Origin of the sequence: Sporosarcina obsidiansis, assembly GCF_009651005.1 — a bacterium.
GTDB lineage: Bacteria > Bacillota > Bacilli > Bacillales_A > Planococcaceae > Sporosarcina > Sporosarcina obsidiansis.
The window spans coordinates 385,723-401,919 of the sequence record NZ_WHVW01000002.1 but is presented as its reverse complement, the minus strand read 5'-3'; the positions used below and the strand labels follow the sequence as shown (position 1 = coordinate 401,919).

The window sequence follows — 16,197 nt, the reverse complement described above, 5'->3', positions numbered from 1 at the left end:
TCAGTAGCTCAGTCGGTAGAGCAAAGGACTGAAAATCCTTGTGTCGGCGGTTCGATTCCGTCCTGAGCCACCATTTACGCGGGTGTAGTTTAGTGGTAAAACCTCAGCCTTCCAAGCTGATGATGAGGGTTCGATTCCCTTCACCCGCTCCATTCATTATGGGCCTATAGCTCAGCTGGTTAGAGCGCACGCCTGATAAGCGTGAGGTCGGTGGTTCGAGTCCACTTAGGCCCACCATTCCGCAGTAGCTCAGTGGTAGAGCAATCGGCTGTTAACCGATCGGTCGTAGGTTCGAGTCCTACCTGCGGAGCCAATTTTTATGGGGAAGTACTCAAGTGGCTCAAGAGGCGCCCCTGCTAAGGGTGTAGGTCGCGAAAGCGGCGCGAGGGTTCGAATCCCTCCTTCTCCGCCATAAATATTGGCCCCTTGGTCAAGCGGTTAAGACACCGCCCTTTCACGGCGGTAACACGGGTTCGAATCCCGTAGGGGTCATACAAGAAAAGAGGAACTACACATTTATTTGTGTAGTTCCTCTTTTTATATTATAGAATGGTATATAAAATACGTGTACTACTAATCTGTCGATAAATAAGCATGTCAATTAAGGATGGTATTAGAAACCTTTCACCTCTGTATTTAACTAGTCTCTCTATAATCTCATATTACGAAGCCAATCAAGCGACTCTAATAAAACTTAGATAAACTTGGGTAACCACAATTATCCACTCACTTATAGAGCAAGTCAGTGTTCTATGACTAAAGTTACTTTATATTTGAGCTGAAAAAGAAGTGAGGAAAACGACTCGTTTTTCCTCACTTCTAATAGGAACTGCGTGAATATCCCTCTCAAGTCTTACTTTTCATGATCATTTACATAGCTGTCACCTTTATGGTATGGGATATTACCAAGTGGTGATTCAAGCCCTACTTCGTCTAATTCTTCTTTATATACTTCTGATTCTTCATTTTGTAGGAAACCAGCAGGTTCTCCTGAGATATCTGTTGCTGCAAACTCCTCTACTTCTTCTACACCGTCTACATCTTCTATATCGTATAGATCATCATAGTCTCGGTTTTCATTGCCGGAAAAATCAGATGGTGTTTCAGAGGTTCCTGACTTTGCGATTTCTTGAAAGCTGTCTTCGAAGTCCCGAGCTTCACCGTTCCTTCGTTCAGCAAATGAATTTGGCTTTGCCATAATTAATATGTCATCTTCAACTGGACGGTCTTCCGGAATAGATTTTTCAGCATCATCAATACACAATGTGGTGTAAGGAATCGCTTCTAACCGCTCGTAAGGAATCTCTTTCCCACACACTTCACATTTACCATAAGTACCTTCTTGTATGGACTCGAGTGCATATCGAACTTTTTCTAGCTCGTCCTCTGCATGCGTATTCAGAGCCATATCTTTTTCACGTTCATACAACTCAGTGCCCATATCCGCCGGATGATTATCGTACATAGATAACTCACCGACTTCTTCTTGTGCAGATGCTACAACTTCAGTTTCTTCTTCTGTTTCAGATAGACGCTCTTCCATATCACGGAGTTCTTTTTCTAAATGTTGTATTTGTTTTGTATTGAGCAATTCATTCACAACCCTTTCTATATGGCTTTCTTGAATGTGGAATAAAGTCAAGGAAAGCTTTATTACTTCATTCATTCCCTGTTTCTTAGGAAACGTAAACCTTTCCAATAAAAAAACGCCTACATTTTGCAGTGTAGACGTTCTAATTACTATTTATTCAGATGAAATGTGCGATTAAAATACCGATTCCTAGAAGCAAGCCAAACAGTGTATTGGTCACTCCTGTGTTCTTCATAGCCGGCATCACTTGAGTGGGTTGTTCGAACTTCCGAAACGTCTTAATCGCATGTAGCGGTTTTGGAATGCTTAGCAATACTAACAAAGCCCATGGAGAGACATGTCCAGTCAATAGTAGAGCGATAATCCAAACGTACGAGATAATGAAGAACATGGATAAGATTGTAATCGCATTTGAACGGCCAACGAGGATCGCCAACGTTTTCCGTCCGCCCTTTGTATCCCCCTCAATGTCTCGTATGTTGTTTGCCATCATGATCGCTGCTACTAGGAGCATACTGGGGACAGAAAGTAAAATCGCATTTCCCGTGACTGTTCCTGTCTGAATGTAAAAGGCAATTAAGATTAACAGCATGCCCATGACAAATCCTGAAACTAATTCTCCAAAAGGTGTATAGGCGATTGGATACGGTCCTCCAGTATATAAATAGCCGATTAACATGGCTACGGATCCCACTGCAGCAAGAAGCCAGGAAGTTTCCATGCAGATATAGATTCCGATGAGGACGGACAGGGCGTATAAAAGTAACGCCAAGTTTAATACTGTTCTTGGTTTGACACCATTGCGGACTATCGTACCACCAATACCAATGGAATGTTCATCATCAAGTCCTCGTTTAAAATCGTAGTATTCATTGAACATATTCGTAGCCATCTGCAAAAAGAGACTGGCTGTCAGCATAGCTAAAAATAGCGGAATGTGTAGAGACCCGTATTGCAGCGAGATCATAGTTCCTAAAAAGACGGGTGCAAATGCTGCGGTCAGTGTATGAGGTCTTGTTAGTTGCCACCATACTCGCCAACCAGTAGTGGATTCTATAGTGTGTTGCACGTGTAATCCTCCTTATATAGTCATCACTTGCTATTATACAACAAAAATAATCGGTAAGGTATGATGAATGAATAACTGAATGCATTTGTTGAAAGACCTAGAGAACAGGAAGACATTATCATATTAAGTAATGCACACGATGTGATAGAATAGAGGTACTTATAGTTCAACCGTAATATGGTTGAACGGAAATTGTCGAAAACATCTTGAACGATAGTTAGGAGAGAGTACGATGAATCGGAAATTGACAGATCGAGCGAAAAAGGTTTCGGTTGCAGGGACGGATGCTCGGTTTTTCACGGAAACAATCGAAGTGGAAACGCTTTGTCCGTTAGCTTTTTTTGAAGCGGGTCGTTTATATTACAGCGATCATCGCTTTTTTTGGCAGAATGCAGATAAAACGGTGAAGCTTGTGGGGATAGGACAGGCGACCGTACTAACAGCTGACACGCAACGTTTTCAATCAATTTCAGCACAATGGAAAGCATTATGCGAAAGATTGATCAAAGAGGAAAAAGATATGGAGCCCGTATTATTTGGTGGATTCTCGTTTGATCCAGCAACACGGAAAGATAGCGAATGGAGTGCTTTTCCTGCCGCCTATTTTACTGTACCTTTATTTCAATTGAAAATTGAAAATGGGAAGACATATGTCTCGATTAATTATCTGACGGACGAGCCAGAGACGGCTGCCAAGTTTGAGGCGTTACGTCAAGAACGTGATCGCTTAATTCATATTGCGCAAGTGGAGGAGTTCAGGGTCTCTAGAAAGCCTTCTATCGCCACACAAACAGAAGTAGCAACGGATCGTTATATGAACGCTGTCGAGCAAGTTACTTCGCAGATTAAAGAGCAGATTGCAGAGAAAGTAGTCATTGCTCGCAAAATCAAACTGACTTTTGAAGAGGAATTTCAAAAAGCAACAGCTCTACATGCCATTACGAATGAACAACAAGCGAGCTATCATTTCGGCTTGCAAATTGGGGAAGATATGTTTTTTGGTGCCACCCCTGAACGTTTAGTTGAAATTTCGAAAGGACATGCTTATTCAGCTTGTGTGGCAGGTTCCATTGAGCGAGGTAAAACAGCTTTGGAAGATCAACAGCTTGGCGAACAATTGCTGCGCGATAAGAAAAATAGGGAAGAGCATCAATATGTAGTAGATATGATTACCCAGGTCTTTTCTGAATTCTGTTCATCTTTGCGAGTCAACAAAACACCTAAACTTTTAAAGGTACGCGACATTCAGCATTTATTTACACCGGTGGAAGGTGAATTAGCAAAAGGAAAAGATATTTTCCGTTTAGTGGAAGCTCTTCATCCGACACCAGCCCTTGGAGGAGTTCCTCGGAAGAAAGCGCTGGAGATCATCCGAGAAGAGGAGCAAATGGACAGAGGATTTTATGCTGGGCCGATTGGTTGGACGGATGCTGCGGGGAATGGGGAGTTTGCTGTCGCGATTCGATGTGGCTTGTTAACTGGAAAAGATGCCTATTTGTATGCAGGGGGTGGAATCGTAGCAGATTCTACACCAGTAGAGGAATATGATGAAACGTGGGTAAAGTTTCGCCCTGTATTGCGTGCACTTGGAGGAAGTTTACATGAGTAATCACCGTTCTGGTTTGACGAGCTATGTCCTACGCTTAACTGACACATTGGTGAGACAAGGAGCTAATCGAGCTGTTATCAGTCCTGGTTCAAGATCGACTCCACTTGCTTATGCATTTTCTGAATCTGATTACATGCAAACTTACATTCATACCGATGAGCGTTCTGCAGCCTATTATGCATTGGGTTTAGTAAAAGCTACGGGTCAGCCTGTTGTGCTGCTATGTACATCAGGAACTGCGGCATCTAACTATCATCCTGCGATTACAGAAGCATATTATGCTCGGCTGCCGCTTATTGTCATTACAGCAGACCGTCCGCACGAACTACGTGAGGTTGGTGCACCGCAAGCAATTGATCAGATTCGTATGTTTGGAGAGCACGTCAAAGAAAGTGTAGATTTTCCTGTACCGGAAAATCGAGTGGAAATTCTAGACTATATGGAACAACGGGCAGTACGGCTTCTTTCAGTTGCCAAGACTGCTCCACAGGGACCTGTCCATCTGAACGTGCCGTTTAGGGAACCTCTTTTAATTGATTTAGACGCACAGATGCCGGTTAATAGATTTCAGCAACAAGTAATAGGTGACGTCACTTTATCTCAGGAAATAAAAACTCTGTTGCAGCAAGTCATTACCGATTCACAACGAGGTATTTTGGTCATCGGAGAACAGCCGCCTACTTTGCAAAAAGAGATGTTTTGGAAATTTGCTAAGTCGCTTCAATGGCCGGTTTTATGTGATCCACTATCTAATCTACGTTCCGAAGTTCCATCGGATTGTATTGATTTATGTATCGATCAATATGATGCTTTGTTAAAAAGTGAAGCGTTCAGTCAGGACGTACAGCCTGATTGTGTCATTCGCTTTGGTCCACAGCCTATTTCAAAGCCTTTAACGTTGTTCTTAAAGAGGTCGTATCCAGCAAAGTATATCGTGGTAGATGAAGCACCGAACTATCGAGATCCGCTTGGCCTGACTACACATCATATACAAGCTACGTCATCGAGTGTTTGGAAGGCTATGGAGATTAATCAGAAAAGGTCACACTATGCAAATCATTGGATACAAGCGAACGACCTTTCTAGTGAAGTGTTGAGAGAAGATATGCAATTTAGCGGTGATGAAGGACATTTCGTACGTCAATTTATTGCTCATCTACCAAATGAAACGGATATTGTATGCAGCAGTAGTATGCCAATTCGTGATTTGGATACTTTTTTCCTAAAAACAACAAAAGATATTGAGTTGTTTTGCAATCGTGGGACGAATGGAATTGATGGGGTAGTATCCACAGCTCTTGGCATTCAAGAAGGTCGGAAGAGACATACATATTTATTAATTGGTGATTTAGCGTTTTTACATGATCTGAATGGTTTAATCATTTCACGTCTACAGGAAACGAACTTGACCATCATCCTCATTAATAATAATGGTGGAGGGATTTTTTCGTACTTACCGCAGGCCTCTGTAGAAAGTCATTATGAACAGTTATTCGGTACGCCAACGAATCTAACGTTCGATCATATTGCTGCAATGTATGAAGCTCAGTACGATGCCGTCTCTACAATAGATGCGTTTGAAACGACATTACAGGCGAAAAAAGTATCTGCACTGCGTATGATCGAAGTTTTTACCAATCGCGAGGACAATGTGGACGCACATCGAGCTCTTTGGCGGGAAATTGCAAAAAGGGTGGAGAACATTGAAGGCTGAAGTGTTTGATATTAGAGGAGTTCGCACATATGTAGAACGCAGAGGAGAAAAGCATTTACCTACTATTGTACTTTTGCATGGGTTTACAGGCTCTACGAAAACGTGGCATGAAGTGGCACATACACTCTCCAAACAATATTACGTCATTGCTGTCGATCTGATTGGACATGGAAAAACAGAGTCACCTCTCGCCCCTGATCGCTATCGAATGGATGAACAAATTGCAGATTTGCATCATTTGTTTCAAGTATTACAGCTTAAAAAACCTCTGCTGTTAGGATATTCGATGGGTGGCCGTGTGGCGCTTGGCTATGCAGCTACGTATCCCGAGCGAATCAAAGGCTTACTACTAGAAAGCAGTTCACCTGGTTTGCGGACGGAGCACGAACGAAATGTGCGCTGTCAGGCGGATACAAAATTAGCAGATCGAATAGAAAATGATGGGATTGAGAAATTTGTCGACTTTTGGCAAGAGATTCCGCTATTTCGTTCGCAGAAACGGCTTTCGACCGAGCGACAGTTGGCCGTGCGAAACGAACGTTTAAAGCAGAATCCAATAGGCTTGGCAAACAGCCTGAGAGGGATAGGAACAGGGAGTCAACCGTCATTCTGGGATGAGCTAGAGAGATTAAAGTTTCCTGTATTACTTCTAACTGGTAGCGAAGACGAGAAATTCGAAAATATTGCCCGGGAAATGAAGCGATTATTTCCAAATGTACTGCATGAATCGATAAAAGACGCGGGACATGCAATTCATGTGGAAAAACCGCGGCAATTTGCTACAATGATAGAGAGGTATTTGAAAACATTGTGAAGATGAGGAGGAAATAATATGACCCGTCAATGGGAAACGCTCCGTACATATGATGATATTAAATATGAAATGTACAATGGCATTGCAAAAATTACGATTAACCGTCCTGAAGTTCGAAATGCATTTAGACCGAAAACAGTTTCAGAAATGATCGATGCATTTTCACGGGCAAGAGATGACAACCGAATTGGTGTCATCGTGTTAACTGGTGAAGGTGAGAAGGCATTCTGTTCAGGAGGCGACCAGTCTGTACGAGGACACGGTGGGTATGTAGGCGATGACGAAATTCCTCGATTGAACGTCTTGGATTTGCAACGTTTAATTCGTGTCATTCCGAAACCTGTTGTCGCGATGGTAGCAGGTTATGCAATCGGTGGGGGGCATGTGCTGCATGTCGTTTGTGATTTGACGATTGCTGCTGACAATGCACGTTTCGGACAGACAGGACCTACTGTAGGTTCATTCGATGCAGGTTATGGTTCCGGCTATTTAGCGCGTATTATCGGACATAAGAAAGCTCGTGAAATTTGGTATTTGTGCCGTCAATACGATGCACAGGAAGCACTGGACATGGGTCTTGTGAATACAGTAGTACCTTATGAACAATTAGAAGACGAAACCGTTCAATGGTGTGAGGAAATGCTTAGTAAGAGTCCAACTGCTCTTCGCTTCTTGAAAGCTGCGATGAATGCGGATACCGATGGATTAGCAGGACTTCAGCAGTTCGCTGGTGACGCTACGCTCCTTTATTACACAACGGATGAAGCAAAAGAAGGCCGCGATGCATTTAAAGAAAAACGCAAACCGGACTTTGATCAATTCCCACGTTTTCCATAAAAATATTGAAAGCTGCCTAAAAGGGCAGCTTTTTCATTACATCATATCTTAATGGAGGTTACCACACATTATGATGATTCCTAATTGGCTACAACAACGTGCGAGGTTAACACCAGAGCTTTCAGCATTAGTAGGAAGTGAAGGGGAATGGACATTTCGTGATTTATACGAAGCATCTCTTAAAATTGCGCAGCAACTTCATGGTTTCGGCATAAAATCGGGTGACAGAGTCGCTTTACTGAGTCATTCCAATGAAGAGACCGTGTTATTTATCCATGCGTGTTGGTTATTGAGTGCGGAGGTTGTCTGTCTAAACAATCGGCTTACTGACCAAGAGTTGAACTGGCAAGTGAAAGACGCGGAGGCTGAACTTGTAATTGTAGATGATCGAATTGGTCAATTCCCAAGATTACAAGGTGTCCAATGTCTATCCTATTCAAAAATTCATCAGGCAGCTCAAAAAGAATTCAAAGTACTAGAACAATGGACGGAAGATCAGACACTTTCCATTATGTACACATCAGGCACTACAGGAGTCCCTAAAGGCGTGCGTCAGACCGCTGGCAACCATACGTCAAGTGCAGTAGCTTCTGCATTAAATCTAGGGTTAACTGATAAAGATTCTTGGCTTTGTATGATGCCTTTATTTCATATTAGTGGACTGTCGATTGTCATTCGTTCTGTCATTTATGGGATGGAGATGCGTCTGTACGAAAAATTTGATGCGAAAGAAGCCGCTGAGCAAATTGCATCGGGACATGTCACGGCAATGTCAGTCGTCGCACTGACATTGGATCAAATAGTTAATGTTATGAAATCGAATAATATGAAAGCTCATTCTGCATTCCGCACGATGTTAGTTGGTGGCGGTCCGGTTCCGCTAGATTATCTAGAACGGGCGAAAGCGTGTGATTTACCAATTCTCCAAACGTATGGCATGACGGAAACCTGTTCACAAACGGCAACTTTAGGGAAAGCAGATGCAACCCGCAAATTAGGTTCTGCCGGCAAGCCGTTATTTTTTAATCAGATCGCGATTAAAGACACCACTCAGGCAGGTGAGATAGGAGAAGTGTTGATAAAAGGTCCCCATGTGACCCCTGGCTATGTCGGTAGTCAAAGCGCCCGGTCACCGCTAACCGCAGATGGCTGGCTCGCGACAGGAGATGCAGGCTATTTAGATGAAGAGGGATATTTATTCATTGTGGATCGTAGGGCAGATCTAATTATTTCAGGCGGTGAAAATATTTACCCTGCAGAGATCGAAAACGTCTTGCTAGCGCATCCAGCTGTCAAGGAAGCAGGTGTATGCGGGAGAGTGGATGAGCAATGGGGACAAGTGCCTGTAGCGTTTGTCGTTAGCTCATCTGTCACAGAGCATGAGTTAATCCAATTTTGTCAGCAGAATTTGGCTCGCTATAAACTACCGAAAGAAATCCGATTTGTAGATCAATTACCACGCAATGCATCCAATAAATTGATGAGATTCGAATTGAAAAAGTGGTTATAAAAAAACAGTGGAATAAATTCCACTGTTAGTTGCTTAATGCTTTCTCTAATACTTGTAAATTATGTTCCATTAGCGAAAAATAATCTTCTTTGTTATCGAGATCTTCTTCTGTCAATACACTTAAATTATGCAAAGTCATTGTTTCAGCACCAATTTCCTTCTGAATGACTTCTGCTAGTTTTGAACTTACATTTTGTTCAAATAAAATATAATGAATCTTTTTCTCTTTTGCCTCATGGACTAGTTCTGCTAGTTGTTTTTGAGAAGGCTCATTTTGCGAATCCAAGCCGGAGACTGCAAGTTGTTGTAATCCATATGTTTTAGCTAAATAGCCAAATGCATCATGAGAAACAAAGAAGGTTTTATTGGGTGCTGCGTCTGCCATTGTTTTAAATTGACGATCCAATCCTTCTAATTCATCATAAAGAGTTTCGAAGTTTTTTTGGAATTGATCTGCATGTTCTGGGAGTTCAACAGATAACTCTTCTTTAATTTTCTCAGCAAGCAAAGTACTTATATAAGGCGAGATCCAAACATGCGGGTCGACTGTGGAATCATGGTCATGTCCATCATGGTTCTCTTCTTCATGTTCAGTATCATGGCCTTCCTCTTCGTGAGCTTCCCCTTCATGAGAATGCCCAGGCTCCAATTCTTCTGGGTCTATATCATCCGCGATGGATACAAGTCGTACATTTTCATTCTGTAAGGTTTTTTCGGTTTTCTGAACGAATCCTTCTAAACCAAGTCCGATATAAAAGAACAAATCTGCTTTTGCAAGTGACATCATATCTTTTTGAGTTGGTTCGAACACATGCTCATCTGTTCCGGGTGGATAAATGGATTGGACGTCCACAAACTCCCCGCCAATACGCTCTGTAAAATATTGCAGAGGATAGACTGTTGTGTAAATAAGTAATTGATCGGATGTTGGGGTTTCTTTTTCCTCCACTTTTTTGTTGGTGCATCCACTCAAAATAAGCAGAATAGCAACAGTTACTAGTACTAAACGATTTTTCATCAATAAAAGCCTCCATCATGTTAATAGGAATGATTACTATTTAGATAACTGTTACTCATCATACAAGATTCTTTTTGTGAATGCAACCTTGATTGCAAAATATGTACCTTACTTTATGTTAAAGTTTTTTATGGGGTACTGGATCATACCCACCTTTATGAAAAGGATGACATTTTAAAATTCTCTTTACAGCAAGCCAGCTGCCTTTTATGGCACCGTGTGTTTCAATCGCCTCCACTCCATAATGGGAGCAAGTGGGATAAAAACGGCAAGATGGCGGAGACAAAGGTGAAATGAATTTTTGGTAAAAACGAATTAGTTGTAATAAGATTTTTTTTAGCATATAAAATCACCTTTCGATTTATTAGGTTTAGTTTACCGACTCAAGTGGTAAATTAACAGAGAGAAGCTTAAAATCGATTAGAGGAGTGTTTTTTTATGTCTAAGGAACTAATTCAAGAGTTGAACAAGCAAGTATCTACCTGGTCGGTCATGTATGCAAAACTGCATAATTTTCATTGGTATGTAAAAGGAAATCAATTTTTTACACTGCATGCAAAATTTGAAGAGTTATATAACGAAGCAACAGAACATATGGATGAAATTGCAGAACGTATATTGACGTTAGGCGGCGAGCCGACTGCTACTTTACAAGAGCATTTGCAAAGTTCTGTAGTGGATGAAGCAAAAGGCACGGAAAAAGCAAACGATATGGTACAAGCATTAGTAGATGATTTTGATAAAATTATGAAGTCACTTAAAAAAGGAATGGACCTTGCAGCGAAAGATAAAGATGATATGACAGAAGATATACTGAATGCGATTTATCAGAGCATCGAGAAACATCAATGGATGCTGAATGCATTTTTAGGCGAAACAAATGAGTGAAACACTTCATTCCGCGTGAAAACAGCCGATAGTAAGAAGTGAATAGTAGGAAGGAGTGAACGAAATGGATATCAATTCAATAATGTCCAGTCAGTTGAGAAGCTTGCAATCAACCGTTCAAATGAGTGTAATGACCAAGGCTCTTTCAATGGAAACTTCTGCTGTGGCTGAAATGCTGAATAATTTGGACAGCCAGCCTGTTGCGCCGCACCCTCATAAAGGGGCGTCCGTAGATATCAAGGCTTGATTGCGAAACACACATCTCGTATGATTGGAGATGTGTGTTTTTTCTTGTTAGTGATGGAATCAAACAGAAGAACTGTGGAGAATATATAATGAGTAGGAGGTAGAGGGACTATGGCACAAGGCCAATATTTACGCAATTTAATTATCGAAACGCCTTCTAAACCTGGTAATTTAGGGAAAGTGACGATGGCAATTGGGCAATTGAGCGGCGACATCGGCGATATCCAGACCATCAAAGTAGGGACGGTATCCACCATCAGAGAAATTGCGCTGCAATGCAATGATAAGGACCACTTAGCGCAAATTGTGGAAGCAATTGAAAATTTAAAAGGCGGTATTAAAGTTCATGCTGTGACGGATGATGTCCTTCAAGCGCATGAAGGTGGAAAAATTCATATGAAAGCTAGTCTCGAAATTCGCTCGCTCGCAGATTTACGGAGAGTGTATACACCAGGCGTTGCGAATGTTTGTAAAACGATTCAGGAAGATCCAGAGCAAGCGAATTACTTTACTGGTATTTCGAATACAGTGGCCATCGTAACGGATGGAACCGCCATTTTAGGTTTAGGTAACATAGGTCCAGTCGCGGGCATGCCGGTGATGGAAGGAAAAGCTGTGCTGTTTGATCAATTTGTCGGCATTAGTGGAATTCCTATTTTATTAGATACGAGCGATCCTGATGAAGTGGTAAAAACCGTAAAACATATTCACCAAGGATTTGGCGCTATCTTATTAGAGGATATTGGATCTCCACATTGTTTTGAAATCGAAGAACGTCTGAAAAATGAACTTCCGATCCCTGTGATGCATGATGATCAGCATGGTACGGCAGTTGTTGCATTAGCGGCTGCACTGACTGCATGCAAGCATGTCGGTGTCGATCTATCCAATTCAAAAGTAGGACAGATCGGTTTAGGTGCGGCAGGTCTCGCGATCAGTAGGATGTTTATGGCCTATGGTGTGCAAGAAATGAAGGGTACAGATCCAAATCCGAAAGCTCAGGACATGCTGGCGAAGTTTGGTGGAACCGTTGTCGATTCAATGGAAGAGATTATGCAGACTTGTGATATTGTCATTGCAACCACAGGCGTAGCGAACTTGATTAAACCAGAGATGGTTCGCAAAGGGCAAATTATTTTGGCTTTATCGAATCCAAATGCGGAAATTCAACCTGACGTAGCATTGGAGGCGGGTGCAGCGTATGCAGCAGACGGGCGCTTAGTCAATAATGTTCTTGGATTCCCAGGTATCTTCCGTGGTGCGCTGAACGCAAATGCAAAAGCCATCACCTATCCAATGCTCATCGCAGCAGCTCTCGCGATCGTAGAAAGCACAAAACGTGATGACTTAGTACCTCATCCACTAGATCCAAATGTTCATATGAATGTTGCATTGGCCGTGGAGAGAGTCGTCTATGAAGAACAAGGTAAATAATCGTATGATCTAAATAATTGTGTAATAAAAACAAGTGACGTTAGTAGTTTTTGTCACTTGTTTTTTCATCATTCACACACAAATACATACGGCACCGGTCTACCTTTTTATAAAATGGATAATTTAATAAAATCAAGCCATGCTACGAAAAAAGAAAGTAGGATGGTTATGAGCGAGCAAACGTATACTATGTATGTATCAGTCGCCCACCAGCAAGTTTCAGGCGACCCTTACGCATCACCGTGGGAATATAAAATAGAAGTTACAAAAGAAGCTTTCCCCATTTTTGAGCAATTATTTACCCAAATCGACCACTTGGAATTTCGAAACTTCTTACGTGCCCACTTACCTTATATTCAGTACCATTATGATCGGGACAACCATGATATTGACCGTCGAATGATGAAAGTATATGCCTTGATTCATGAATATACAGATGAGGATTCTAAACGCTTTATTGAAAAGTTGCCTTTCTTTCGTTGATTCATCGCGCACCTTTCCGCTACACTATAGGAAAGGACGTGAGCTATATGTTGAAATTTGAAGACTTAAATGGGGCCAATGTTGAACTTTCATTCGGACCAAATCAACACGATATCGAAGCCCGCCATGTTCTTGTCGTCATCAAGCATTTAGATCGGTGGCTATTGACAAAACATCGGATACGGGGAATCGAATTTCCAGGTGGAAAGGCAGAGCCAGGCGAATCAATTAGACAAGCAGCTATCCGGGAAACGATGGAAGAAACGGGTGTGGTGATTGAAAATGTACAACCATTTGCGGAGTATGTTGTCTTTACTGATCCGCCTTTCTGTAAACAAGTATTCACAGGAGAGGTCGTCCATATAGAAACAGATTACAACTTAATGGAAACAGAAGGTATCATATGGATGACAGATGCTGAGCTAGATACTTGTAAAGAACTCAGCTTCCATATGAAAGATAAGGGGATGGGGGAGCTAAGGAAGTGGGTGGAAGCGAATGCTCTTACACACTAATGGAGATATCGTGAAGCGCAAAGACTATCCTTCACCAAACCCAAATGTACGACTGGAAGAAGTAACGTATGTTTCAGATGGCTTACAGGTGAAAGGAATGTTAGCATCTCCAAAGGCTGCTGGTCGTTATGATGGTTTGCTGTATTTACGTGGAGGAATCCAACATGTCGGCATGGTCCGGCCTGCTCGAATTGCGCAATTTGCATCTCATGGTGTAGTCGTATTTGCTCCTTATTATCGTGGCAATCGAGGGGGAGAAGGAAAGGATGAATTTGGAGGAGACGATCGTAATGACGCAGTGGCGGGTGTCGAAGTATTAAAACAACAACCTACAGTCAATTCGGATCGAATTCACCTATTTTCATTTTCCCGAGGAGGAATTATGGCATTATGGACAGCGATTTTGCGAGAAGATCTGACCTCAATGGTGACCTGGGCAGGTGTGTCTGACATTGTGTTTACGTACAAGGAACGGCAGGATATGCGACGGATGATGAAACGGGTCATTGGAGGCACGCCAAACAATCACCCGGATGCATACCGTGAGCGGACAGCGTTATTTCGTATTCAGGATATCAACATTCCAGTTTTGATCATCCATGGGACAATGGATACGAATGTTTCATTTGAGCAAGCGCTTCTGTTCGAAAATGCGCTCCGTGACGCAAATAAAGAATACGAAACGTGGTATTTAGAGGGGTTCACTCATTATATCCCACCAAAAATGAACAGGCAGCTCGTAAAAGATGCAGTAGATTGGATGAAACGACAGAATTAAAAAAGCCTTGCAGTTGAAACTGCAAGGCTTTTACATGTGAGTTAAGCGATAGGACCGCCTTTTATAGCGATGTCTTCTGAAACATGGTCAAACTTCTTAAAGTTCTCACGGAACGCTGATGCAAGACGCTTTGCTTCTGCATCATATTCTTCAGGATTAGCCCATGCATAGCGTGGGTGTAGTACCTCACTAGGTACACCTTCGATTTCAAGAGGCATTTCCAAACCAAAAATTTCATTCTTTTTCGTCTCTACATTATCTAATTTTCCTGCAATTGCTGCTCGAACCATAGTACGTGTGTGGCCTAAGTTCATGCGTTTACCAACGCCATAAACTCCACCAGTCCAGCCCGTGTTGACAAGGAAGACTTTCGCACCGTGTTCGTCGATTTTCTTACCAAGCATTTCCGCGTATGTCGCAGCAGGAAGTGGCAAGAAAGGTGAACCAAAGCATGTAGAGAATGTAGGTTCCGGAACTGTAATACCGCGCTCAGTTCCTGCAAGCTTAGATGTAAAGCCACTCAAGAAGTGGTACATTGCTTGTTCCTTAGATAAAATCGAGATAGGAGGTAACACTCCAGAAGCATCAGCTGTTAAGAAGATGATGTTTTTAGGATGTCCTGCAACCGATGGTGTCACAATGTTTTCTATATTTTCGATCGGGTATGCCGCACGTGTATTTTCAGTTAATGAATTATCATCGTAATCTGCAATGCGTGTTTCTCCATCCAATACCACGTTTTCTAGAACTGAACCGAAACGAATCGCACCAAAGATTTCTGGCTCTTTTTCTTTAGAAAGGTTAATGCACTTCGCGTAACATCCACCTTCGATGTTGAACACACCATTATCAGACCAGCCATGCTCATCGTCACCGATTAGCTTGCGATTAGCATCCGCAGAAAGTGTCGTTTTACCTGTTCCTGAAAGTCCGAAGAATAGTGCAACATCGCCTTCTTCTCCAACGTTTGCAGAACAGTGCATAGACAAGATATTTTGTTCAGGTAGCAAGAAGTTCATTACAGAGAAAATAGATTTTTTCATTTCTCCAGCATATTCCGTTCCACCAATTAAGACAATTCGCTTTTCGAGTGACACAATGATAAATGTCTCTGAATTTGTGCCATCCACTTCTGGATCCGCTTTAAATGAAGGGGCAGCCAAGATCGTGAATTGCGATTCGTGCGATTGAAGCTCTTCTGCAGTAGGACGGATGAATAATTGGTGAACAAACAAGTTTTGCCAAGCTAATTCATTGATGACTTGAATAGAAAGCTGGGAGTCTTTATCGGCGCCAGCGAACCCTTTGAAAACAAATAGTTCATCTTTTTGTTTCAAATGATCGATGACTTTCGTGTATAATGATTCAAATACGTCAGAAGAGATCGGACGGTTCACACTTCCCCAGTCCACTTTGTCTTTAGATACTGCATCTTCGACGATAAATTTATCTTTCGGAGAGCGTCCTGTATATTTACCTGTGCGTGCTGTCAACGCGCCGTCTGCTGATAGTTCAGCTTCACCATTCGCAGTTGCTTTTTCAATTAATTCTGGCACAGACGCTTGTATTGTTACATTGCTTCCAGTCAGAAGACTTTTTAGGCTATCATCAATTTTTGCAGATATCATAATTTCATACCGTCCTTTGCGTAGTCGTTTATTTGAGTAGAACATCTTAATTCGTAAATAGTA

At 42.0% G+C, this 16,197-nt stretch carries 16 protein-coding genes and 5 tRNA genes; 16 read left to right on the top strand and 5 right to left on the bottom strand.

Going from position 1 to position 16,197, the window contains the following annotated elements; translation table 11 throughout:
• Positions 1-78: 78 nt before the first annotated feature.
• The 5 genes from GD002_RS03530 (at position 79) to GD002_RS03510 (ending at position 492) form a co-directional block, all read left to right on the top strand.
• A tRNA-Gly gene (locus tag GD002_RS03530) sits at positions 79-152 on the top strand.
• An 8-nt stretch (positions 153-160) separates the two neighbouring features.
• Positions 161-237 (top strand) — tRNA-Ile (locus tag GD002_RS03525).
• Between the two features lies 1 nt (position 238).
• A tRNA-Asn gene (locus GD002_RS03520) sits at positions 239-313 on the top strand.
• An 8-nt stretch (positions 314-321) separates the two neighbouring features.
• A tRNA-Ser gene (locus GD002_RS03515) sits at positions 322-412 on the top strand.
• 8 nt (positions 413-420) lie between these two features.
• Positions 421-492: transfer RNA gene (locus GD002_RS03510), tRNA-Glu, on the top strand.
• 361 nt (positions 493-853) lie between these two features.
• Here the strand turns inward: GD002_RS03510 and GD002_RS03505 are convergent.
• Both GD002_RS03505 and GD002_RS03500 read right to left on the bottom strand, forming a co-directional pair.
• Complete coding sequence (locus tag GD002_RS03505) at positions 854-1,699, bottom strand: TraR/DksA C4-type zinc finger protein (RefSeq protein WP_228548276.1); 846 nt, start codon at positions 1,697-1,699, stop codon at positions 854-856.
• Positions 1,700-1,748: 49 nt separating this feature from the next.
• Complete coding sequence (locus tag GD002_RS03500; RefSeq protein ID WP_153730928.1) at positions 1,749-2,660, bottom strand: 1,4-dihydroxy-2-naphthoate polyprenyltransferase; 912 nt, start codon at positions 2,658-2,660, stop codon at positions 1,749-1,751.
• 232 nt (positions 2,661-2,892) lie between these two features.
• On the opposite strand from GD002_RS03500, the gene GD002_RS03495 reads away from it, so the two are divergent.
• From GD002_RS03495 to GD002_RS03475, 5 genes are all read left to right on the top strand, one after another.
• Entirely contained in the window at positions 2,893-4,269 is a 1,377-nt protein-coding gene (locus GD002_RS03495) for an isochorismate synthase (protein WP_153730927.1), read from the top strand.
• Positions 4,262-5,983: a 2-succinyl-5-enolpyruvyl-6-hydroxy-3-cyclohexene-1-carboxylic-acid synthase gene (menD, locus tag GD002_RS03490; RefSeq protein ID WP_153730926.1), complete on the top strand. Its 1,722-nt coding sequence runs from the start codon at positions 4,262-4,264 to the stop codon at positions 5,981-5,983. Before GD002_RS03495 ends, menD begins: the two co-directional genes overlap by 8 nt.
• Positions 5,973-6,797, top strand: coding sequence for a 2-succinyl-6-hydroxy-2,4-cyclohexadiene-1-carboxylate synthase (gene menH / locus GD002_RS03485; protein WP_228548275.1), 825 nt, complete (start codon positions 5,973-5,975; stop codon positions 6,795-6,797). The genes menD and menH overlap by 11 nt, the downstream gene beginning before the upstream one ends.
• 18 nt (positions 6,798-6,815) lie before the next feature.
• Positions 6,816-7,634, top strand: a complete 819-nt coding sequence (gene menB, locus GD002_RS03480) for a 1,4-dihydroxy-2-naphthoyl-CoA synthase (RefSeq protein ID WP_153730924.1) — start codon at positions 6,816-6,818, stop codon at positions 7,632-7,634.
• 70 nt (positions 7,635-7,704) lie between these two features.
• A complete protein-coding gene (locus GD002_RS03475) occupies positions 7,705-9,144 on the top strand; it encodes an o-succinylbenzoate--CoA ligase (RefSeq protein WP_194841456.1) in 1,440 nt (479 codons plus the stop codon).
• Positions 9,145-9,169: 25 nt separating this feature from the next.
• Here GD002_RS03475 and GD002_RS03470 read toward each other — a convergent pair whose 3' ends face one another.
• Positions 9,170-10,162, bottom strand: a complete 993-nt coding sequence (locus tag GD002_RS03470) for a metal ABC transporter solute-binding protein, Zn/Mn family (protein ID WP_153730923.1) — start codon at positions 10,160-10,162, stop codon at positions 9,170-9,172.
• A gap of 118 nt (positions 10,163-10,280) precedes the next feature.
• Positions 10,281-10,505 (bottom strand): membrane protein insertion efficiency factor YidD, encoded by a 225-nt coding sequence (gene yidD, locus GD002_RS03465; RefSeq protein ID WP_153730922.1) that lies wholly within the window; start codon positions 10,503-10,505, stop codon positions 10,281-10,283.
• A 95-nt stretch (positions 10,506-10,600) separates the two neighbouring features.
• Between yidD and GD002_RS03460 the strand changes: the two genes are divergently transcribed.
• The 6 genes from GD002_RS03460 (at position 10,601) to GD002_RS03435 (ending at position 14,506) form a co-directional block, all read left to right on the top strand.
• Positions 10,601-11,050 (top strand): Dps family protein, encoded by a 450-nt coding sequence (locus GD002_RS03460; protein ID WP_153730921.1) that lies wholly within the window; start codon positions 10,601-10,603, stop codon positions 11,048-11,050.
• Positions 11,051-11,114: 64 nt separating this feature from the next.
• The gene (locus GD002_RS03455; RefSeq protein WP_153730920.1) at positions 11,115-11,297 is read left to right on the top strand and encodes a putative motility protein; all 183 of its coding nucleotides are present in this window, start codon (positions 11,115-11,117) and stop codon (positions 11,295-11,297) included.
• 110 nt (positions 11,298-11,407) lie between these two features.
• On the top strand, positions 11,408-12,730 hold the full coding sequence (locus GD002_RS03450; protein ID WP_153730919.1) for an NAD-dependent malic enzyme: 1,323 nt from the start codon (positions 11,408-11,410) through the stop codon (positions 12,728-12,730).
• Between the two features lie 168 nt (positions 12,731-12,898).
• On the top strand, positions 12,899-13,213 hold the full coding sequence (locus tag GD002_RS03445) for a transposase (RefSeq protein ID WP_194841455.1): 315 nt from the start codon (positions 12,899-12,901) through the stop codon (positions 13,211-13,213).
• A gap of 47 nt (positions 13,214-13,260) precedes the next feature.
• Positions 13,261-13,728, top strand: a complete 468-nt coding sequence (locus GD002_RS03440) for an NUDIX hydrolase (protein ID WP_153730917.1) — start codon at positions 13,261-13,263, stop codon at positions 13,726-13,728.
• Entirely contained in the window at positions 13,712-14,506 is a 795-nt protein-coding gene (locus tag GD002_RS03435; protein WP_153730916.1) for an alpha/beta hydrolase family protein, read from the top strand. Before GD002_RS03440 ends, GD002_RS03435 begins: the two co-directional genes overlap by 17 nt.
• A gap of 41 nt (positions 14,507-14,547) precedes the next feature.
• Here GD002_RS03435 and pckA read toward each other — a convergent pair whose 3' ends face one another.
• The gene (pckA, locus tag GD002_RS03430; RefSeq protein ID WP_153730915.1) at positions 14,548-16,134 is read right to left on the bottom strand and encodes a phosphoenolpyruvate carboxykinase (ATP); all 1,587 of its coding nucleotides are present in this window, start codon (positions 16,132-16,134) and stop codon (positions 14,548-14,550) included.
• Positions 16,135-16,197 lie beyond the last annotated feature (63 nt).